Origin of the sequence: Arthrobacter sp. U41 (assembly GCF_001750145.1) — a bacterium.
Classification (GTDB): domain Bacteria; phylum Actinomycetota; class Actinomycetes; order Actinomycetales; family Micrococcaceae; genus Arthrobacter.
Genome location: NZ_CP015732.1, coordinates 456,058 through 474,776, shown reverse-complemented (window position 1 = coordinate 474,776; position 18,719 = coordinate 456,058). Strand labels below are relative to the sequence as shown.

At 66.3% G+C, this 18,719-nt stretch carries 25 protein-coding genes; 11 read left to right on the top strand and 14 right to left on the bottom strand.

Features of this window, described 5'->3' with window-relative positions; genetic code table 11:
* Positions 1–178 precede the first annotated feature (178 nt).
* Complete coding sequence (locus tag ASPU41_RS02265; protein WP_069949538.1) at positions 179–484, bottom strand: hypothetical protein; 306 nt, start codon at positions 482–484, stop codon at positions 179–181.
* 155 nt (positions 485–639) lie between these two features.
* Between ASPU41_RS02265 and pta the strand changes: the two genes are divergently transcribed.
* Positions 640–2,805: a phosphate acetyltransferase gene (pta, locus tag ASPU41_RS02260; RefSeq protein WP_069949537.1), complete on the top strand. Its 2,166-nt coding sequence runs from the start codon at positions 640–642 to the stop codon at positions 2,803–2,805.
* Here the strand turns inward: pta and ASPU41_RS02255 are convergent, their stop codons facing one another.
* Entirely contained in the window at positions 2,806–3,069 is a 264-nt protein-coding gene (locus ASPU41_RS02255) for a hypothetical protein (RefSeq protein WP_069949536.1), read from the bottom strand.
* A 194-nt stretch (positions 3,070–3,263) separates the two neighbouring features.
* Here ASPU41_RS02255 and ASPU41_RS02250 point away from each other — a divergent pair, with 194 nt between their 5' ends.
* The 4 genes from ASPU41_RS02250 (at position 3,264) to ASPU41_RS22470 (ending at position 6,539) form a co-directional block, all read left to right on the top strand.
* Positions 3,264–4,433, top strand: a complete 1,170-nt coding sequence (locus tag ASPU41_RS02250; protein ID WP_069949535.1) for an acetate kinase — start codon at positions 3,264–3,266, stop codon at positions 4,431–4,433.
* 63 nt (positions 4,434–4,496) lie between these two features.
* Complete coding sequence (locus tag ASPU41_RS02245) at positions 4,497–5,228, top strand: SDR family NAD(P)-dependent oxidoreductase (protein WP_069949534.1); 732 nt, start codon at positions 4,497–4,499, stop codon at positions 5,226–5,228.
* Between the two features lie 113 nt (positions 5,229–5,341).
* Complete coding sequence (locus tag ASPU41_RS02240) at positions 5,342–5,911, top strand: GNAT family N-acetyltransferase (protein ID WP_069949533.1); 570 nt, start codon at positions 5,342–5,344, stop codon at positions 5,909–5,911.
* Positions 5,912–6,395: 484 nt separating this feature from the next.
* The gene (locus ASPU41_RS22470) at positions 6,396–6,539 is read left to right on the top strand and encodes a hypothetical protein (protein WP_157356904.1); all 144 of its coding nucleotides are present in this window, start codon (positions 6,396–6,398) and stop codon (positions 6,537–6,539) included.
* 278 nt (positions 6,540–6,817) lie between these two features.
* On the opposite strand, the gene ASPU41_RS02235 is transcribed toward ASPU41_RS22470, so the two are convergent.
* Entirely contained in the window at positions 6,818–7,069 is a 252-nt protein-coding gene (locus ASPU41_RS02235) for a hypothetical protein (RefSeq protein WP_069949532.1), read from the bottom strand.
* Between the two features lie 143 nt (positions 7,070–7,212).
* Between ASPU41_RS02235 and ASPU41_RS23955 the strand changes: the two genes are divergently transcribed.
* The gene (locus ASPU41_RS23955; RefSeq protein WP_442856232.1) at positions 7,213–7,569 is read left to right on the top strand and encodes a hypothetical protein; all 357 of its coding nucleotides are present in this window, start codon (positions 7,213–7,215) and stop codon (positions 7,567–7,569) included.
* Here ASPU41_RS23955 and ASPU41_RS23205 read toward each other — a convergent pair.
* The 5 genes from ASPU41_RS23205 to ASPU41_RS02205 all read right to left on the bottom strand — a co-directional run bounded on the left by ASPU41_RS23205 (position 7,561) and on the right by ASPU41_RS02205 (position 11,382).
* The gene (locus ASPU41_RS23205) at positions 7,561–7,713 is read right to left on the bottom strand and encodes a DUF305 domain-containing protein (RefSeq protein WP_231941142.1); all 153 of its coding nucleotides are present in this window, start codon (positions 7,711–7,713) and stop codon (positions 7,561–7,563) included. The genes ASPU41_RS23955 and ASPU41_RS23205 overlap by 9 nt on opposite strands.
* Positions 7,652–8,152, bottom strand: coding sequence for a hypothetical protein (locus ASPU41_RS23200; protein ID WP_231941141.1), 501 nt, complete (start codon positions 8,150–8,152; stop codon positions 7,652–7,654). Before ASPU41_RS23200 ends, ASPU41_RS23205 begins: the two co-directional genes overlap by 62 nt.
* Before the next feature lie 80 nt (positions 8,153–8,232).
* Positions 8,233–8,643 (bottom strand): four-helix bundle copper-binding protein, encoded by a 411-nt coding sequence (locus tag ASPU41_RS02220; RefSeq protein WP_069949530.1) that lies wholly within the window; start codon positions 8,641–8,643, stop codon positions 8,233–8,235.
* An 882-nt stretch (positions 8,644–9,525) separates the two neighbouring features.
* Entirely contained in the window at positions 9,526–10,770 is a 1,245-nt protein-coding gene (locus ASPU41_RS02210; protein ID WP_069949528.1) for an ISL3 family transposase, read from the bottom strand.
* A gap of 135 nt (positions 10,771–10,905) precedes the next feature.
* Complete coding sequence (locus ASPU41_RS02205) at positions 10,906–11,382, bottom strand: recombinase family protein (RefSeq protein WP_269450071.1); 477 nt, start codon at positions 11,380–11,382, stop codon at positions 10,906–10,908.
* 103 nt (positions 11,383–11,485) lie between these two features.
* On the opposite strand from ASPU41_RS02205, the gene ASPU41_RS22460 reads away from it, so the two are divergent.
* Positions 11,486–11,728, top strand: a complete 243-nt coding sequence (locus tag ASPU41_RS22460; RefSeq protein WP_157356903.1) for a hypothetical protein — start codon at positions 11,486–11,488, stop codon at positions 11,726–11,728.
* Positions 11,729–11,890: 162 nt separating this feature from the next.
* Here the strand turns inward: ASPU41_RS22460 and ASPU41_RS02195 are convergent, their stop codons facing one another.
* The 5 genes from ASPU41_RS02195 to ASPU41_RS02175 all read right to left on the bottom strand — a co-directional run bounded on the left by ASPU41_RS02195 (position 11,891) and on the right by ASPU41_RS02175 (position 15,999).
* Positions 11,891–13,351 (bottom strand): multicopper oxidase family protein, encoded by a 1,461-nt coding sequence (locus ASPU41_RS02195; RefSeq protein ID WP_069949526.1) that lies wholly within the window; start codon positions 13,349–13,351, stop codon positions 11,891–11,893.
* Positions 13,348–13,623 (bottom strand): SHOCT domain-containing protein, encoded by a 276-nt coding sequence (locus ASPU41_RS02190; protein WP_069949525.1) that lies wholly within the window; start codon positions 13,621–13,623, stop codon positions 13,348–13,350. The genes ASPU41_RS02195 and ASPU41_RS02190 overlap by 4 nt, the downstream gene beginning before the upstream one ends.
* A gap of 170 nt (positions 13,624–13,793) precedes the next feature.
* Positions 13,794–14,672: a F510_1955 family glycosylhydrolase gene (locus ASPU41_RS02185; protein ID WP_069949524.1), complete on the bottom strand. Its 879-nt coding sequence runs from the start codon at positions 14,670–14,672 to the stop codon at positions 13,794–13,796.
* A gap of 83 nt (positions 14,673–14,755) precedes the next feature.
* A complete protein-coding gene (locus ASPU41_RS02180; RefSeq protein ID WP_069949523.1) occupies positions 14,756–15,391 on the bottom strand; it encodes a DUF305 domain-containing protein in 636 nt (211 codons plus the stop codon).
* A gap of 131 nt (positions 15,392–15,522) precedes the next feature.
* Positions 15,523–15,999 carry a hypothetical protein gene (locus ASPU41_RS02175; RefSeq protein WP_069949522.1) on the bottom strand — a complete coding sequence of 159 codons (477 nt, stop codon included), beginning with the start codon at positions 15,997–15,999 and terminating at the stop codon, positions 15,523–15,525.
* A gap of 201 nt (positions 16,000–16,200) precedes the next feature.
* On the opposite strand from ASPU41_RS02175, the gene ASPU41_RS02170 reads away from it, so the two are divergent.
* Together ASPU41_RS02170 and ASPU41_RS02165 are read left to right on the top strand one after the other, a co-directional pair.
* Positions 16,201–16,653 (top strand): universal stress protein, encoded by a 453-nt coding sequence (locus tag ASPU41_RS02170; protein WP_069949521.1) that lies wholly within the window; start codon positions 16,201–16,203, stop codon positions 16,651–16,653.
* 48 nt (positions 16,654–16,701) lie between these two features.
* Complete coding sequence (locus tag ASPU41_RS02165; RefSeq protein WP_069949520.1) at positions 16,702–17,136, top strand: hypothetical protein; 435 nt, start codon at positions 16,702–16,704, stop codon at positions 17,134–17,136.
* A 71-nt stretch (positions 17,137–17,207) separates the two neighbouring features.
* Here the strand turns inward: ASPU41_RS02165 and ASPU41_RS02160 are convergent, their stop codons facing one another.
* The gene (locus tag ASPU41_RS02160) at positions 17,208–17,543 is read right to left on the bottom strand and encodes a heavy-metal-associated domain-containing protein (protein WP_069949519.1); all 336 of its coding nucleotides are present in this window, start codon (positions 17,541–17,543) and stop codon (positions 17,208–17,210) included.
* A 222-nt stretch (positions 17,544–17,765) separates the two neighbouring features.
* Between ASPU41_RS02160 and ASPU41_RS02155 the strand changes: the two genes are divergently transcribed.
* The gene (locus ASPU41_RS02155) at positions 17,766–18,050 is read left to right on the top strand and encodes a DUF2933 domain-containing protein (protein WP_197515736.1); all 285 of its coding nucleotides are present in this window, start codon (positions 17,766–17,768) and stop codon (positions 18,048–18,050) included.
* A complete protein-coding gene (locus tag ASPU41_RS02150; RefSeq protein WP_069952417.1) occupies positions 18,040–18,711 on the top strand; it encodes a methyltransferase family protein in 672 nt (223 codons plus the stop codon). Before ASPU41_RS02155 ends, ASPU41_RS02150 begins: the two co-directional genes overlap by 11 nt.
* Positions 18,712–18,719 lie beyond the last annotated feature (8 nt).

Here is an 18,719-nt window from a genome sequence, read left to right as displayed (position 1 = left end):
GGTAATCCCATTATGGCGCCTGCTGTCAAGAGCGGGCGACCTCAGGGACCGTCCCGCAGACACATTTCGGACCGCCCGACGGGCGCGGGCGGAGAGTGCCGCCGTCCGGACACGCATCGTCCTCGGGCCGCAGGATCCCGGCCCGCCGTCCGTCAGAGTGCCGTAACGGGTCTGCGGGTCACCGTTCGAAAGTCAGGGACCAGGGTTCGCTTCCGCTGCCTGTCTGGGTCCATCCGTCGTGCCGGATGTCGCTGACGAGCTCTTCCAGGCTGCGGGTCATTCCGGGGGCCCATTGTTCTTCCGGCGGCGTCGGCGAGATCGGCGTCGGGGACGCGAAGGTGGAACTCGAATAGCGGACCTCGTCGGCCACCCGGCCAACGAACCGGAACTGCACACTGCCGGACTGGGACGCGAGCGTGGTGAGGATCCGGGCCCACCAGGCTGTACCGCCGATGTCCTGCAGTTCAACATGAAGCGTTTCCAAGAGGTCCTCCGCTCTGTCCCCCCACCCTGGCTGGCGGGCGCCGGAAGGGTAAGGGGCCAAAGTCCCGCGGGCGGCCCCCGGGCGGCGCATGGAGAAACCGCGGCAACAAGTGAAAGTATGGAGGGACCGAGCACCAGCACAGCAAAGGGCGAACCATGGCCAAAGGAATCTACGTCAGCGCGACCACCCCGGGCTCCGGGAAGTCGCTTATTGCCCTGGGCCTGGCGGACACGCTGCACCGGCATGCGGACCGGATCGGGTTCTTCAAGCCCGTGGTCAACGGGCACGACGTTGCCTCGGACCCCATGGTGGCCCTGATGAAGTCCCGGTTCAACCTCGACGACGACCGCTGCCGCGGCGGGCTGACCTTCCCGGAAGTCCGCAGCCTGCTCGCCGAGGGCAAGCGCGAGGAGATCGACTCCCGCTGCGTGGAGATCTTCGCCGAGATGTCCCGGCACTGTGACGTGGTGATCGTGGAGGGCACCGACCTCACCGGCCAGGACGCCGCCGTCGAGTTCGACCTCAACGCCCGGCTGGCGAACAACCTCGCCGCCGCGGTCGTCGCCGTCGTCGGCGCGAAGGGCCGCACCGTCGCGGAGACCGTCGACGCCGTCGAGGTCGCCCGCAAGGAACTCGTCGCCGAACGCTGCACGCTGCTGGCCATCATGGTCAACCGCGCCGATCCGGAGGACCTTGAGGCCATCGCCGCCGCGGTCCGCCCGGGCGCCTCCGGCCGTCCCGTGTACGTCCTGCCGGAGCTGGAGGAGATCGCCCGGCCCACCACCGGCGAGGTCGCCGCCGCCATGGGCATCGGCCAGGTGGCGGGCCTGGCCGACCTGGAGCGCGACGTGCGGTCGGTGAAGGTCGCGGCCATGAGTGTGGCCAACTTCCTGCACGTGCTCGACGACGGCGCGCTGGTGATCGTGCCCGGTGACCGCGCCGACGTGCTCGTCGCCTGCCTGGCCTCCTCGTTCTCGCCGGAGTTCCCGGTGCCCTCCGCCCTGATCCTCACCGGCGGACTGGCCCCGGACCCCACCATCTATTCGCTGCTGGCGCAGGCCCCGTTCCCGATTTTCGCCGCCCCCGATGACACCTATGTGACTGCGAAACGCGTTTCCGAGGTGCGCAGCGAGATCTGGTCCGGGCACCGCCGCAAGGTGGCCTCGGCGCTGGGGCTGTGGGCGCGCCGGGTGGACGAGGCGGAACTGCTGGAGCGGCTGCACCTGCCGCGGCTGGAGCGGATGACGCCGCTGCGCTTCCTGCACGACCTGATCGAGCGGGCCCGCTCGGAACGCCGCCACATCGTCCTGCCCGAGGGCACGGATGTCCGCATCCTGCGGGCCGCGGAGATCCTGCGCCGCCGCGACGTCTGCGAGCTGACCGTGCTGGGCCGCGAATCCGACGTCCGCGAGCTCGCCTCCACCCAGGGCATCGACCTCACCGGCATCAACATCATCGATCCCGCCACCTCGGAGCTGCGCCAGGGGTTCGCGGAGAAATACGCGGAGCTGCGGGCGCACAAGGGCGTGGACCTGGCCAAGGCCCTCGAGGTCATGCAGGACGAGAGCTACTTCGGCACCATGATGGTCCAGCTCGGCGTCGTGGATGGGATGGTCTCCGGCGCCGCCCACACCACCGCGCACACCATCCGGCCGGCGCTGGAGTTCGTCAAGACCCGCGACGGCGTCAAGATCGTCTCCTCGGTGTTCCTGATGCTGATGCCGGACCGGGTGCTGGTCTACGGCGACTGCGCCGTGAACCCGGAGCCCAACGTGGAGCAGCTCGCGGACATCGCGCTGGCCTCGGCCGAAACCGCGGCCCAGTTCGGCGTGGAGCCGCGGGTGGCGATGCTGTCCTACTCCACCGGCGGCTCGGGCGCCGGCGAGGCCGTGGACGCGGTCCGCCAGGCCACCGAGCTCGTGCGCTCACGCCGCCCGGACCTCGCCGTGGAAGGGCCCATCCAGTACGACGCCGCCGTCGACGCCGCCATCGCCGAGTCGAAGATGCCCGGCTCGACCGTGGCGGGGCAGGCGACGGTGTTCATCTTCCCGGACCTCAACACCGGCAACAACACCTACAAGGCGGTCCAGCAGTCCTCCGGCGCGGTCGCCGTCGGGCCGGTGCTGCAGGGGCTGCGCAAGCCGGTCAACGACCTCTCCCGCGGCTGCACCGTGGAGGACATCGTGAACACGGTGGCCATCACCGCCATCCAGGCCCAGTCCGCGGAGCCCGCTGCAGCAGAGCCGGCCGCTGTGCCGGCCGCCGCAGAGCCGGCCGCAGAGCCGGCCGCCGTGCCGGCGTCCGCGGCCGCCCGTGCCTAGTCAGCTGTTTTCCGGCTCCGCCGGGCTGTCGGGATCCTCCTGCTTGGCGGGCTCATCGGACAGGCCCGCCGGCGTGAGATCCAGGTCCTCGAAATTCTCGGGCGCCTCGGGGGCATCCCCGGTCTCGGCGGCCTTGAGCTTCCCAGTGTCGTCCAGGGCCGGGTTCGTGCCCTCGACGCCGGTGGGATCCTGCTTTCCGGACCCGCTGGCCGGCTCGGTGCTCTCCGGCTCGGTGCTCTCTGGCTGGATCGCTTCGTCAGTCATGGAAATCCCTTCGTGAATGCTCCGGTTGGTCCGCCGACTCTAGGCGTCCGCCGCGGCTTTCGCAACGGATTGGCCGCCGGGTCCGCCCGGCAATTTATAGTGGTTTCCACGGAGCGCTCCGCCAGGCTCCGGCGTGATGCCAGTCCCGACGCTCCCTCCGGGGTCAGCGCAGAAGCCAAGGCGTAGGAGGCCCCATGCTCGTGCTCGTTATCAACTCAGGGTCGTCCTCGCTGAAGTTCCAGGTCCGCGACGTCGAGGCCGGCAGTGTGCTCGCCGAAGGGCTGGTCGAGAAGATCGGCATGGGCAGCGGCGGCGAGGGCGACGGCCAGCTCGAGGGCCCCCGCGACCACGCCGAGGCACTGGAACAGGTCGACGCGGAGATCCACGCCGCGCTGGGGGACCGGACGCTCGATGCCGTGGGCCACCGCGTGGTGCACGGCGGCGAGCGCTTCGGCGAGCCGGTGCTGATCGACAACGAGATCACCCGCGCGATCGAGCGGCTCAATCCGCTGGCGCCCCTGCACAACCCGGCCAACGTCCTGGGCATCCGTGCCATTGCGAAGAAGTGGCCGGACATGCCGCAGGTTGCCGTGTTCGACACCGCCTTCCACCGCACCCTGCCGGAGCACGCCTGGCGCTACGCGGTGCCGGACGAGCTCTACACGAACCACGGGATCCGCCGCTACGGCTTCCACGGCACCTCGCACGAATACGTCGCGCACCGGGCCGCAGCGCTGCTGGATATCCCGGTGGACGAGTTCGACGCCATCGTCGCCCACCTCGGCAACGGGGCCTCGGTCACGGCGATCCGCGGCGGCAAGTCCGTGGACACCTCCATGGGCTTCACCCCGCTGGAGGGCCTGGTGATGGGCACCCGCTCCGGTGACCTGGACCCGTCCATCCTGGTGTTCCTCGGCCGGGCCGGCTGGTCCCCGGAGGACCTCGATTCCATGCTCAACCGCCAGTCCGGGCTCAAGGGGCTGGCCGGCAACAACGACATGCGCTCCGTGGTGGAGTCCGCGGAAGCCGGCGACGCCAGGGCAGCCATGGCGCTCGCGGTCGCCTCCTACCGGCTCGCGAAGTACATCGGCGGCTACCACGTGGCCGTCGGCGGGGCGAAGGCCCTCGTCTTCACCGCCGGGATCGGGGAGAACTCGCACCAGTTCCGCACCCTCGTCGCCGAGCGGCTGGGCGCCCTCGGTGTGCAGCTCGACGCCGGCCTGAACCGGGAGCGGTCCAAGGAACCCCGCGTGATCTCCGCACCCTCCTCCGCCATCCCTGTGCTCGTGGTCCCCACCGACGAGGAGCGGGCCATCGCCGAGGCCACGGCCGCGGTCGTCACCCACTCATCGGTTGCTCCGTAGCGGCCCTTTTGGCGGCCCAATACGGCGTCTACGGAGCAGCCGATGGGACAGGAAGGAGGATTGATGGCGCGGATCTTCATCACCGGCTCCACCGACGGGCTTGGACGGGCCACCGCAGAATCCCTGCTCGATAGCGGCCACCGTGTCATCGTGCACGCACGCAGCGCCGGCCGCCTGGCCGCGGTACAGGATCTCCTGGACCGCGGCGCGCTCAGCGTCATCGGTGACCTGTCGGACGTCGGGGAAACGCGCGACGTCGCCGACCAGGTGAACCGGGCCGGTCCCGTGGACGCCGTGATCCACAACGCGGGCATCCTCACCGGCGCAGATATTTTTCAGGTCAACGTCGCCGCCCCCTACCTGCTCACCGCCCTCATCCACCGCCCGCACCGGCTGATCTACCTCAGCAGCGGCATGCACCGCGGCGGCCGCGCCGACCTCACCGGCATCACCCGGGGCGGAGCGGCGCACAGCGTGTCCTACTCCGACAGCAAGCTCTACGTCACCGCCCTCGCGTTCGCCGTCGCCCGGTTATGGCCGGATGTCCTCAGCAACGCCGTCGATCCCGGCTGGGTGCCCACCAGGATGGGCGGCCGCGGCGCCCCCGACGACCTGCGGCTCGGCCACGTCACGCAGGAATGGCTCGCCACCAGCGACGACCCCGGGGCGTGCACGAGCGGCGGCTATTGGCACCATCAGCACCTGCAGAAAGCACACCGGGCCGCCTTCGACCACCGGCTGCAGGACGAACTGGTGGACCATCTGGCTCGCGTCACCGGGGAGCGCCTGACCTGATCCCGCACGAATGCGCCGCACGAGAGTGGTTTATTGTCATCGGCGGCTCCGTAGCGGCCCTTTTCGCGGCCCAAAACGGCACTTGTGGAGCAATCGATGGGTAGCGTGGGGGCATGACGGAACCCAAGCCCCTCCCGCTGCCGATCCGCACCGAACGGCTGGTGCTGCGCCGCTTCGAGGCCGGGGACCTGGACGCGTACCACGCCTACCATTCGCTGCCCGAGACCGCCCGGTTCCTGCCCGGGGACGCGAAGAGCCACACCCAGTCGATGGAGTCCGTGGGCAAGTACGCCAACTTCGTCTTCGAAAAGGAGGGTGACTGGATCTGCCTGGCCATCGAGGCCGCGGACTCGCCCGGGCTGCTCGGTGAGGTGGTCCTGAAATGGCTGCCCGGCTGCGGGCAGGCCGAGATCGGATGGAGCCTCCCCCCGGCAGCCCGCGGAAAGGGCATCGCGACGGAGGCCGCCGCGGCCCTGCTCAAGCTGGGCTTCGAGAAACTCCGTTTCCACCGGATCGAGGCCAAGCTGGATGCCCTCAACACCGCCTCCGCGGCGCTGTGCGAACGCCTCGGCATGCGGCTGGAATCCACCCAGGTGGACAAGTGGCACTACAAGGGTCAATGGGCCACCGAAGCCGTCTACGCCCTCATCGAGGACGAATGGAAGTCCCGCCAGCCCGCGTAGGACTTCAACGATTCGTCACAGATGGCCGCTCTGGCCCGTTGCTTCCACCCGCGCGGTCAACCATTCGCCAGAGATGGCCGCTTTGGAAGGTTCATAGCGGCCATCTGTGACGAACGGTGACTGCAGGAGGGCTCCCGAATGCGGCGCCGAGTGGAGAAATGCCCGTCCACCGGGCGCAGCTCGCGGCACTGATACGCAAAAGCTTTCAATGGGCCCGAAATGGGTATTCCCCAACACGCAAGGGCGGCCCTACCGTTGAAACAGCACCAAATGTGATGCCGGACACGCCGAAAGCCGCCTGTGGAGTAAAACAGCCGCAATCGGACCCGTGCCTGGCGGATTACGCCCTCGACGGCTGGACCGCCGCGGACGTCATGAGCAACCGCCACGTCGGCCTGCTCCCCAAATGCATCTCAACCGCCCCAGTGCCCGTGCCGCCTTCCTTGGGGGAAGTCGGTCCGGGCCCCTTTTTGAAGGACGCATCATGACGGTAGTCAGCCTCAACGGCCTCCCGGATCACGCCACATCGCCATCACCGGAGGACCGCTCGACAGTGCTCGTCCATACCGCATGGGCCGGCTGGTACTACGAAGGATCCGCCGCGGAAGTTCCGGCCGCCGCCGCATAAGTAAGCAGGGCCACCGCCGCCGCCGATGTCGACCACGGCGTCAGCCTGTTCCTAAAGCGCAGCTAAGCCCAGGCCGCCGCTCCTGCCCGGTTACTTCCCCCGCTCCCGCCCGCCTCCGCCCCAAAACCTCGGAATCCCGCGGTTCTCCGGAGCGGAAACGGGTTGCGGAAGGAAGTAACTGGGCTGGAGCGCGGCCAGCCGGAAAGCACCAATAAACGACGGAACCCCGCCACTGAGCATGCTCAGCGGCGGGGTTCCGTCGTTCGTGCGGTGGTGGGTTAGGCGACGCGTGCGCAGGAGGCGAGCTGGACTGCGACGTCGACGATCATGTCTTCCTGTCCGCCGACGTAGCCGGCCCGGCCGATTTCCTCGAGGATCTGCCAGGCCGGGACGCCGTAGCGCTCGGCGGCGCGTTCTGCGTGGATGAGGAAGGAGGAGTAGACGCCGGCGTAGCCCTGCATGATGGAGGCGCGGTCCATGATGGGCATGCGCGTGATGATGGGCTTGACGACGTCATCGGCCGCGGCCATGACCCCGTGGACGTCAACGCCGGTGTGGATGTTGAGCCGCTCGAACGCGGCCGCGAGGACCTCGGTAATACGACTTGGACCCCGTGTACGTGGATATCGACATGCACGCCTCCCACCTCCGGGACGCCTCCACAATTGCTGCCATGGACGCCATCACCGAGAAAGACCACCACCATGGCAAGGACGTGAAGATCGTCGGGCTCAACAACGCCAGCGCTCTCATGCGCCAACGCCTCGGCGGCAAACTCGGGCAGGGCACTGACTCCGGCCCCGGACGGCGTGGGGGTCCCCTTCCAATGCCGAAGGGAAGCTCTACGCACGAACCGGAGGCCGACTATAACCTGTTACGCCGGGCCCGGAGCAGCGCGGCCACCCGTGAAAACGACTGCCCGCCGCCGTTGATGGCCGGCATCAGCCAACGACCTTGGCTTCAGCGACAAAAGGGACCATGGTGCTATGGTGCTGGGTTCACTTTTGCCAGCTGGCCGCTCTCAGTCTGAGGCATAGCGGTCAAGGATCGCCTGCATCTGAGTGATCTCCTCTTGCTGGGATTTCACGATGGAATCACACAGCTCAATGATCTCAGGATCGGTGATGTCTGATTCCTGACAGACAAGGAGCGCGCGGGAATGATGCGGAATCATGGATTTGAGAAACCGCTCGTTGCCAACGAACGTCTGTGCGGCCGAGCGCAAAAACGGCACCGAACAGCACAGCGTAACCAACCAGCATCGCGATGTTGGCTTTTCTGTTCTTGAACATGGACCACATGCCCGCGGTCATGACAATCGCCATCGCTGACACCATCAGCAATGCCATCCAGAAGTTGCTCAGGTTGAAATAGAAGTGATCGATGGAGCGGACCATCGACATTGACAATACCCACATCAGCGCGAGGCTGACCAGCAGTATGAGGGCGAATTTGAGATACATTCTGGATGAGCCCTGGCCGCTGTGGCCGTCTCCGCTGCCCTTGCCGTCCTTACCGCCGTGCGTTTCATCGGGGTGCTGATTGGACTGCTGCTCTTGATGCCCTGGGGCGGTTTCCCGGCGGCTGCGGGGGTGATGTTCTGCTGTACTCACGTGAGTCTCCTTTCAAGCCATGAATCTCCCATCCCGCCTCCATTGGGCGGGAAGGGATGCCGAACGGGAGCCTGGGGCAGCTAGCCCAGTGAGGAAATAGGTTCCCGGCATGCAGTTTCGCAACGGCGGCATGCTTCAGCGCAGACCCGGCAATGCTCATGCATCCCTGCGTGCTGTTCGCATTCCTCTGTGCAGGCCGTGCACGCGGTGCGGCATGCCTCGAGGATTGCCCGAGTGATGTTCGCGTCATACCCGGTGTGCCGGGACAAGACATTGCCTGTGGTCGCACAGATGTCGGCGCAGTCCATGTTGGTGCGGATGCACTTGGTCAGGTAGGCGACCATTTCTTCACTCAGGCAGGCGTCGGCGCATGCCGTGCAGGTTTGCGCGCATTCGAAACAGGCTTCGATGCACTCGGCGAGCTTTTCCCTGTCCACGCCCCCGAGGTCCTTCGGGTAGGTGTCGAGCATGGACGTGACGTGATGCGTCATGTGATTCTTCTCCTTGTTCAGGATGCAGCAGCCCAAAATCGCTGCTGGCTATCTGCTTGGTTCTTGTGTGGAGGACCGCGAATTGAGCGGCCCGAAACCGGTATGTATCGGTCAAAGGCACCATTATGCGGATGCCATTAGGGCGCGGCCGACTGTTTTTGTTTACGTCCTGCTGATGGACAGGGGCGTCAGGGACGGTGTGAGGTGATCAGGCTTTTCCAGTGCCGGATCAAACCATCCGGCCGGCACATAGCCGCCCCGAAAGGGCGTCACCTCAACACGGAAGGAAGCCGCCGTCGCATCCCCCGCCAGGAGCCGGTGGGCAGGGGCAATCGCCTTTGACGTACTGTGCCGTTCGATACAGCAGGCACGATCGGAATGGGGAATGTCGGACTGCGCCGCGACCGCTGCAGTCCTCGGGCTGGTGACGTGGTGAGCCGTGGTCGCCTCCGTCTGAACAGGTGCCGTTCCCGCGGCACCCGAATGCTGCATCCGCATACACAGCGCAGCGCAAGCGGTGAACGAGAAGACGAACAGCAGGGACAGGCTCAGCGCCAAACACACCATCCGCGTCATGGTGTGTGTTCCGCCAAATGCTGCTGTTGAGATCGGTCAGCCCTCCGTTACCGCCGGTCAAGAGTCTTCTCTCCAAGCCTAATAAAAGCTCAGTACGCTTACTAGTCATCTAGCGGCCACGTTTCGGAGACGCCTCCAAAACGTTCAGCTTTTCAAGACACGGACGTTGTCATTTTCAGGAGTCGTCTGCACCAGTTCATGGGACAGGACGGGGTGAGTGCAGAGGACTGTTGACAGCGGGATGTCAGCAGTCCTCTGCACCGTCATGCATTTTTTTAGGCTCTCCTGACGTGAATGTGGGTTCGGTTATGTCTGGTATGGGAGTTTGATTTCGACGGGTCCGCAGGCGAGCATGATCAGGGCGAGGGCGGCTTCGGGGGTGTGGAATCCGTAGGATCTGCGGGTCATGGTGCGGATCTTGTTGTTCAGTCCTTCGTGGCGGCCGTTGGAGAGTTTCCTGGTGACTGCTGCGTGGATCCCTTGGGTGTGGGATCGGATCGTGGCGGCGGCCCTGGCGAACTCGCGGATGTTGGATTTGGCGGCGAGGTCGCACCAGGTGGTGATCATCTCCATCACGTCATCGGGGTTGAGGTCGCCGGCGAAGACCTCCCGGAGGGATTCCTTGAGCTGGTAGGCGTCCCAGAGCAGCCCTCCGGTGCGTTCGAGCCCGGCCAGGGTGGCTTGTTGTTTTTCGGTGAGGTTCTGCGGGTTTTTCAGCAGCACCCAGCGGGTTCCTTTGAACTTCTTCGCGATGTCCTGATCGGGCAGCTCACGGGTCCGTTGCCAGATGGAACGGCGGAAGGCTTCCAGCGCGTTGGTGGCGACCTGGATGACGTGGAACGGGTCGTAGCAGATGACCGCGCCGGGTGCGTTGGTCTTCACGGACTTGGCAAAAGCCGGGCCCATGTCCATGCTGACGGCCTCTATCGCCGCCGTGTTCACCGGTCCGATCTCCTTGAAGAATCCATCCAGTGTCGCCGCGTTCTTTCCCGGTGCGCCCCAGACGATCTTCGAGGTGGCGTGGTCCGAGACGAGGGTCAGGTAGCGGTGGTGTTTGCGCCAGGAAATCTCATCCACGCCGATATTGACCAGGCCTTCGAAGCGGCTCTCATCGAGTTGTTCGGCCACGACGCGTTCACAGATCGCCCCGACGGTCCGCCACGCTATCCGGGCGAAGGTGGACACCGTGGTCTTGTCCGCACGGGTGACCAGCCAGGCGATCATGTCCTCAAATTCCGTGCTGAACCGGGAGCCGGGCCGGGCGAACGGCACGCCCTGCACCACGACGCCGTGGCTGGGGCAGACCAGCCGCCGGCGGAGCATTGTGAGCACCAGGACCCTGCCGGCGAAATCCAGATGCCGCCACGACGATTCCGCCCACCGGGTGTCATACCCGGCCATCGTTGAGTAGCTGCAGTGCGGGCAGTCCAGGCGCTTGCGGGCCTTCAACGCCACCCGCACCAGCAGCGGACCCCCGGCGCCAGGATCAACGTCAACAACCCGGACCCCGGCCAGATTCAAGACGCCGTTGAGTAGAGTAGTAGCACGCATGGGTAGCTCCGAAATTTGGACAGTGTGAGAACTCCCAAATCTACCGGGCTACCCATGCCTCATAACACGCAAACCCTGACCCACACTTACGTCAGGAGAGCCTTTTTTTAACAGTCGTCTGCACCAAAGGCCGAGCTACGGGACTGCAACTGCTTCAGGGCTCGTGGCCGGGACCCACCGGTACAGTGTGGGCACCGAGACCCCGAGGCTGGCGGCAACTTCCTTGGGCGGCGTTCCCTGGCTGAGGAGCTTCCGAGCTGAGCGGATCTTGGCCTCCGTCATGACGCGTTTGCGGCCCCCTATCCTGCCTTGTTCACGCGCTGCCTGGAGGCCTGCCTGGGTGCGTTCGACCATGAGCTCGCGTTCCATCTGCGCCAGGGAGGCCATCACGTTGAAGAAGAAGCGTCCGGAGGCGGAAGCGGTGGTGGTGTCGATCGAGTCGGTGAGGCTGACAAAACCAATTCCGCGCTCGTTCAGGCCTCCGGCGAAATCCAGGAGGTCCTTCACGCTGCGGCCAAGACGGTCCAGCTTCCACACAATGAGAGTGTCTCCCTCACGGAGTGCTTCCAGGGCCTTGGCTAGACCGGGGCGGCCGGCTTTGGTGACGCTCATTGGGACAAAGCCTCTTGCGCCCCGGGTCGTTTCCAGATGGAATACGGACAGGGCGCCGCCGATGGAGGTTGTGCCCGCCCTCACGGCAAGCGGGAGGGCCATCGTGAGTGAGATCGAGGGAGCCTCCATGAAGAACCCAGCACGAAAGCTCGCGGCGGGCCTGCTGGTTGCGTCGTTCGGCGTGATCGGTTCGGCCTTACCGGCTGCTGCGCAGCCCGGCCCGGGCCCAGGTCGCGAGTTCGGGCAACACGTGGCCGCATGCAACGACCACTTCAGCGGCGAGCACAACCCGGGTGTCCACCATCGCGGGTTCTCCGGATGGCAAATGCACGACGACTGCGACTGACTGCCGCTGGAACCGGAGTCCAAAGAGAAAGGACGGGCCCGTGGCCAGTTCGCCGGTCACAGTTATCCATCGCTGGATCAAAGCGGCACCTTGTGGTCGAGGTTCAGATTTTCGCGCGACAAGGGTGCGCGGACGGCTTCCAGGGTGCGTCGATGTGGCGTCTCACCGGACTTCGATGGCACCCATCATGCCGAGGTCCTCGTGATCCAGGATGTGGCAGTGGTAAACCGAACGTCCGCGGAAGTCGTTGAACCCCACCCTGACCTTCACACGACCGTTCGCGGGCACGTTCACTACGTCCTGCCAAATGACGGGGTTCGTCCCTTGGCCGTTTTCCTCGATGATTTGCATCGGCCAGACATGCAGGTGGAACGGGTGATCCATGGGACCGGTGTTGATCAACGTCCATTCCTCCACATCCCCGGCCGCTACCGTTGTGTCTGTTCTGGCCTTGTTGAATTCCCTGCCGTTGATGGTGAAACGCATCATGCCCCCGCCCCCGCCCATGCCGGCGGCCAGGACGATCTGCCGGCGGGCCGCGACGGCGGCTGACCGAAGGTCTCCGAGCCCCTGCTGGGCGGGCAGGGGGGTCAGGGCTGCGACCGGTTCGCCGGCTACGCGGAGGGTGGCCAGTGCTGCGCCGTCCGGCTGGTCTGCAGGATCACGTGCGCCGGATCCCGGTCCCATCATTCCCGGCATGCTTCCCCGATTCTGGTAGAGCGCGCGCAGCACGGAGTCCCCGGCCGTGGTGGTCACGAGGAGGTCTGCGCGGTTTCCGGGCGTCAGCAGAAGTTCATCCACACTCTCCGGTGTCGGGAAGCGGCCGGAGTCCATGCCGAGGAGCTGCAGCTGCTGTCCGTCGAGTCGCAGCCGGAGGTAGCGGGCCACGCAGGCGTTGATGATGCGCCATCTTTCGCGTTGTCCTGGGCGGGCCGTGAATTGCGGGTTGCTTTGGCCGTTGACCAGGATCAGTTCACCTTCCCGGCCCATCATTCGTTCCATCGCCGGGACTTCCCGGATGTTTCCAATGCCGTCCAGGGTGGTGTCCGAAATGACCAGTACCCGTTCCGCACTTGCCTCGATGGGTTCAGGGTCCTCGACGATGATTGCTCCGAAGAGGCCGGCGAAGATCTGGTCGGCGACCATGCCGTGGTGGTGGGGGTGGTACCAGTACACGCCCGGGGGATGATCCTCGGGAAGTTTGTATTCGTAATCGAAGGTGCCGCCGGGGTCGACCGAGACGAAGACATTGTCCCCGTTGCCCTCGGGGGAAACATGGAGACCGTGCACGTGAAGGTTGGTGGCCTGGGTCAGCTTGTTGACGAGCCCGATCTTCAGGACGTCGCCGGCCCGTACGCGCAGAGTCGGGCCGGGGATGCCGCCGTTGTAGCCAAGGGCTGCGGCCTGCCGGCCTGCCAGCAGTATCTGTCCGGGGGCGGCTTCGAGCCGTACCTGCAGCTGGCCGTTGGTGCTCCGTTCCTCCGCAGGCTGGGTCAGTTCGCTTCCCGTAACGGGAGCCGCCCGCGACGACAGGGTCCAGATCAGCCCGGCACCGCCGGCCGCTGTGCCCGCAATGCCGAGCCCGCCCAGCAGCACCGCCTGGCGGCGGCTGATGGGCTTCACTGCGGGCCCTCACCGAGCACTTTGAGGTGCTCGCGGTACTGGTCTGCGGTGAGTTCTCCCCTCGCAAATCGTTCGTCGAGGATCTGGCGGGCCCTGCTCCTGCCGAGAGGCGGCGGCCAGCCTGGCGCCCCGGGGCCCGGGGGCCCGTATCCATTCCGGACGCCGCCGCCAAAGACCCGGACCGCCAGCAACACCAGCAGTGCGATCCCGATAAGTGGCAGAAGAGCCCAGAGCCACATCCATCCCATGCCTTGTCCGTAACCCCACATCATGATCGGTGCCTTTCCTTCAAAGAGTTAGTCCGAGTCTTCGCACGGCCTCAGCGGACAGCTAGAGTCCGAGGTCCCGGTCCACCCGGGCCGGTTTTCAACGCGTCCGCACACCCGCCGGCGGAAGGCCGACGGGTACGCAGGCCTCCGCAGATCCTGCAGTGCTCGCGCGGTCAGGAGGCGTCGGCGGGCCCGAACGTGACGCCGGCGTCGGTGGAGACGACGAGCCCGCTGGCCGTGGCGGCCCAGATGGTTGGGTTTGCCTCCGGGCCCCTCACTGCCGCCACAGCCTGGACCGTGTCCTGGATTTTGCCCTTTCGGGTCCAGGTCGCGCCGGCGTCCGCCGAGACGTGGACGGTCCCGTCGGGTTCGACTCCGACCGCCTCGGCGGGACTGGCGAAAGCGGCGAACTGGACCACGGGTCCGGAGTCCACCGTGTTCCAGGTCTTACCGCCGTCCGTGGAGCGGCGGATCCCTTGGGGGGTGGTGGCCAGGACCGCGTCGCTGGTGGGGTTTCCGGCGAGGGCGGCCGGGACGAAATCCGCGGCCGCCGTGTTCCAGGTTTTCCCGTCCGGGCTGGTGCGCAGTGCGCCGTCGAATCCGACTATTCCGGATTTGGTCGCAGTGAGCGCGTGGAAGTCGGATTCCCCCTGACGGGAGAGCTTTTCCCAGGTTTTACCGGCGTCGGTGGATCTGATCAGCCCGAGCGGGTTGGCCAGGTCGGAGCCCTCTCCGGGGTGTCCGGAAGCGTAGAGGACGCCGTGGTCGGTGCCGCCGCTGAAACCCATCAGGTCGTTGGTGGCCCCGATTTTGGTGACGGGCTGTTTCGTGACGTCGAACAAGCCATCGTGGGTGGCCAGGAGCACCTGGCCACTTTCGCTGACGCTCAGCCCGTGAACATGAGCGTCCGGCAGGGTGTTTGCGGTGCTGCCTGAGGGCGCGGAGCCCGCCGGGACGGAGGACGGGCTGCAGGCTGACAGGACAAGGATGAGGCCGGCGCCGGCTGCCAGAATGGCTGTGGCGCGGACCCGGGGGCGGGAGGGATTGGGCATAGGGGGCTCCAGGGATTCAGGTGGGGCATGGCAGGGCAGGGTTGGGCGCCGGCCCGTGAGGGTCCGGCGCCTCAGGGCACCGGTCAGAAGGTGGCCAGCAGGTCCTGCATTTCCTTGATTTCGGCTTCCTGGGCGGTCACGATATCTTGGCTGAGTTTGATCGCGGCGGCGTTCTTGCCTTGGGAAATTTCGGTCTGGGCCACCATAATGGCGCCTTGGTGGTGGGCAACCATCTGCGTCAGGAACAGCCCGGCCGCTGCGGTGCCCTGGGCGGCCTCGAGCTGCTTCATGTCGCCCTCGCCCATCATGCTGTCCATGGTGGTGCCGGCCCCCATGGTCGCGGATTCGTTCCAGGTCTTGAGCCAGCCGGTCATCGTTTCGATCTCGGGTGCCTGGGCTGCTTTGATCCGTGTGGCCAGATCGGTGACTGAGGCGGGGATGTCCTTCTTCTGGAGCATCATCTCGCTCATTTCCACGGCCTGTTCGTGGTGCGGAATCATTCCCTGGGCGAACATGGTGTCGGCATCGTTGTGTTCGGTAGCGGCAGCCGGTGCGCTGCTGGACATCATCCCGGGCCCCATTCCCGGCATGGAGCTGGCGGGGGAAGCCGGGCTGCTGGAGGTGGCGGACGGTGCCGAGGGGCCCGTTGAGCAGCCGGCAAGGGCGAATGCCCCGGCGATGGCGGTCGCGGAAAGGGTCAGAAACTTCGTGTTTATCATGGCTGTTTAACTCCTTCAAGACATTAGTGGGCGCGTGGGCGCCAAGGTGTGTGTGCATCAGTGATGCGCCCGGCTCAGAGGAGAGTCAGGCAAGGACGGGCGCCGGTCAGGTCACAGCGCGGGGCCCCGTTTTACGTTCGGCTGATGCAGAGCTCGCCCGGTGAAGGGCTGCCGGGGAGATAGGACCACCGCGCGCTGATTGTGCTGGGCGTCCCTGTGTCGGGGTTCCGGGCGGTGATTCCGGTGCCCGGCAGCGGGGCGGCCAGGGAGCCGGTTTTCGCCGATGGGGTGCAGGCCGCGGTCATGGACTGCATGCTGGTGCAGTTGCCCGAATCCGTGTACTGCACGGTCCGGGCACCGGCTTCGTCCTGTGCCGCGTGCACCTCTGGGGCAGATGATGGTCCGGCAGGAAGTTCTCCCGCGTGGCCGGCAGGGGATGAGTCGTGAGGGGCGCTGACGGTCTCTGCCGCCGTGGCCGGGGAGTGCATGGCATGGGTGGCGGTCATGACGTGCATACCGAAAATCCCGGCGATAAGGGCCAGAACCGCGGTAAAAAGGCCCGCACGGCGAAGGAACGCGATCGCGGTGGCGTGTGCCGGTGCGGCCATGACGGTCCTCCCTTCCTGTGGCGGGTTATCTGTTTCAAGGCTACCGGCCCTGCGGCAGGGCACTTACCGGTACAACGCTCCTGTAAGGGACTTTGTTTCTGCCGCCGGCCGGTGCACGTGGTCGGGACGAGCTTGCGGGTAAAACCCTGCGGGGACCACACTAAGGGCAACAGGTGCGGGACCTGGCGGAGGGCGGTGCTCATGGGCGGCGACGGGGTATTCAGTATCGTGGCCGGGGTGGACGGTTCTGCCCCGGCGCGCCTGGCCCTGGAATGGGCCTTCACGGAGGCCCGCCTGCGCAACGGCCAGGTCAAGGCCGTGACTGCCTGGGAGTTCCCGCCCGCAACCGTCGGCATGGAAGGCATGGTCTGGGACCCGGACGTCTTCCCTCAGACCGCGCGTCAGCTCCAGAACGAGGCCCTGAAGCGCGTGGACAGCGAAGGCGTGACGGTGACCGGGGACGTTGTTCAGGGAAACGCGGCCGCCGTGCTCCTGCGGGCCGCCGGGGACGCTGACCTGCTGGTCGTGGGTTCCCGCGGGCTCGGCGGATTTACCGGGTTGCTGCTCGGCTCCGTGTCCACCCAGGTCCTCCATCACGCCCCCTGCCCGGTGCTCGTGGTCCGGAACCGGTCCCGGAACGCCGGCGAGGAATGAGTGATCCGTTGACTCGCAAGGGGAACCCATCCGGTGAAAGTAGCGGCCGTGACCGGTGACCACTCCTCCCACCGGCATCCGGCGGCCGGCGACGACGGCGGAGCCGTTCCGGGGCGGACCGTCCGGGGCAGGCTCCACGCGCTGTGGCACACGGTGGTCGGAGCGGTGGGCCTGATCATGGGCCTCCTTCCACATGTCCTGCACCACATCGGACTGCTCGCCGGAACCGCCCTGGTGGCCGGATCCGGCGGCACCGCACTGTTCGGGGCACTCGGGCTTCTGGCATCCATTCCCATGCTGGTCCGCCTCTACCGCCGGTTCGGCAGCTGGATCGCGCCGGCGCTGGGACTGGCCGTCTTCTCCGCCATGTTCTCCCTGTCAGCGTTTGTCATCGGCCCGGCCATCAGCGGCACCGGAGGCGACGTGACCCCGGGCCCGGTACCCACCCCGGGCCACACCAGCGAGCACACCGGAGGCCACTGAACACCCATGGAAATCCCTGGACCCCCGGGAGCCATGGTCCCCACCGGAGCCAAGGGGCCGTGGTGGAAGCGCTACTTCGCGCCGGTCAGGACGTAGCCGGAGGAACGCACGGCCTCAGCCAGTGCCTCCTGGTCCGCGGCGCCGGTGACACTGAGCCGCGACGTGCCGCCCGGGACCAGGTCCACGGCCGCTGACTGGACCCCGGATACCCGCGACACGGCCTTCTCGACGGTCTGGACGCAATGTCCGCAGGTCAGCCCTTCCAGGATGTACTGCGAGCCGGGAGCCTTAACCGCCGTCGCCGGAGCAGCAGCCTGTGTTTCGTCAGCGGGGGTGCAGCAGCTGCAGCCGTGCTGCGCAGTGGAGGCCAGGGGGAGTTGGGTTCGTGTTTCGGTAGTTCCGCACATATCAGTTTTCCTTCGAAGCGAGGGATAAAAGGGGGCTGTTGTGGTTGAACGGCTGTAGCGGCCTGGGGCCCGGACAAACCACGTCACTGACAACACTCTTAGCATACCCCCTAGGGGTATTATGCGCCAGGGGTCCCCGCTCACCGCGCCCGCTGTCCGCCGCCCCACACGGGCGGCCGTCAGGCTCTATCCGGGCGCCCGTGCCGGGGCGATACTCGGGGTATGAGCAGTGTTCCGGAGCCGCAGCAGTTTCGGCCCGGGCGGCCGTCGCGCCCGCCCTGGCCTTGGATGCTGGCCCTGCTCACTGTCCTCATTGCCGGCGCCGCCGTGTACCTGATCACCAACCACTGGCTGCACATCCTGGACGCACTGCCGTATCTGGGTGTGGTGCTCATGATGGGCATGCACTTGTTCATGCACGGCGGCCATGGCGGTCACGGAGGACCCGGCGGCCACGGAAGCGACAGTCGGGGTCCGGGCGGGGATGGGGCGGGACATGTCCACTGATTACGGATACGACCTGTGGTGGCTGGTGATCCTGAATTCGCTGATCTTCATCGTCTTCGCCTTCAGTTTCATCCGGCCCAGGACAAAGCTGGACTGGCGGGCGCTGGGCGCATTTTCCGCGTTCATCGTGGCGCTGTTCACGGAAATGTACGGCTTTCCGCTGACCATTTATCTCCTTTCGGGCTGGCTGGGCAGCAGCGTTCCCGGCCTGGACCTCCTAAACCACAACTCGGGGCACTTGTGGCAGGACCTGACCGGCTGGCAGGGGGACCCGCACCTGAGCCCTTTGCACGTGCTGAGCAATGTCCTGATTGCGGCGGGATTCAGCATCCTGTATCTGGCGTGGCGGGTCCTTTTCGCTGCGCAGGCCAGTCACCGTCTGGCCACGACGGGTCTTTACGCGAGGGTGCGGCATCCGCAGTATCTGGGATTCCTGATCATCATGGCCGGGTTCCTGCTGCAGTGGCCCACGCTGCTGACCCTTCTGATGTTCCCCGTCCTGGTGGTCGTGTACCTGCGCCTGGCCCGGAAGGAGGAACGCCTGATGGAGTCTGAGTTCGGCGAAGCCTTTGCCGCCTACCGCCGGGAGGTCCCTGGATTCTTCCCCCGGTTCGGGCGCCGCCCGACCGGTGCCGGGCAGCAGCGGCAGGAGGGCCTGTGATGGCAAGG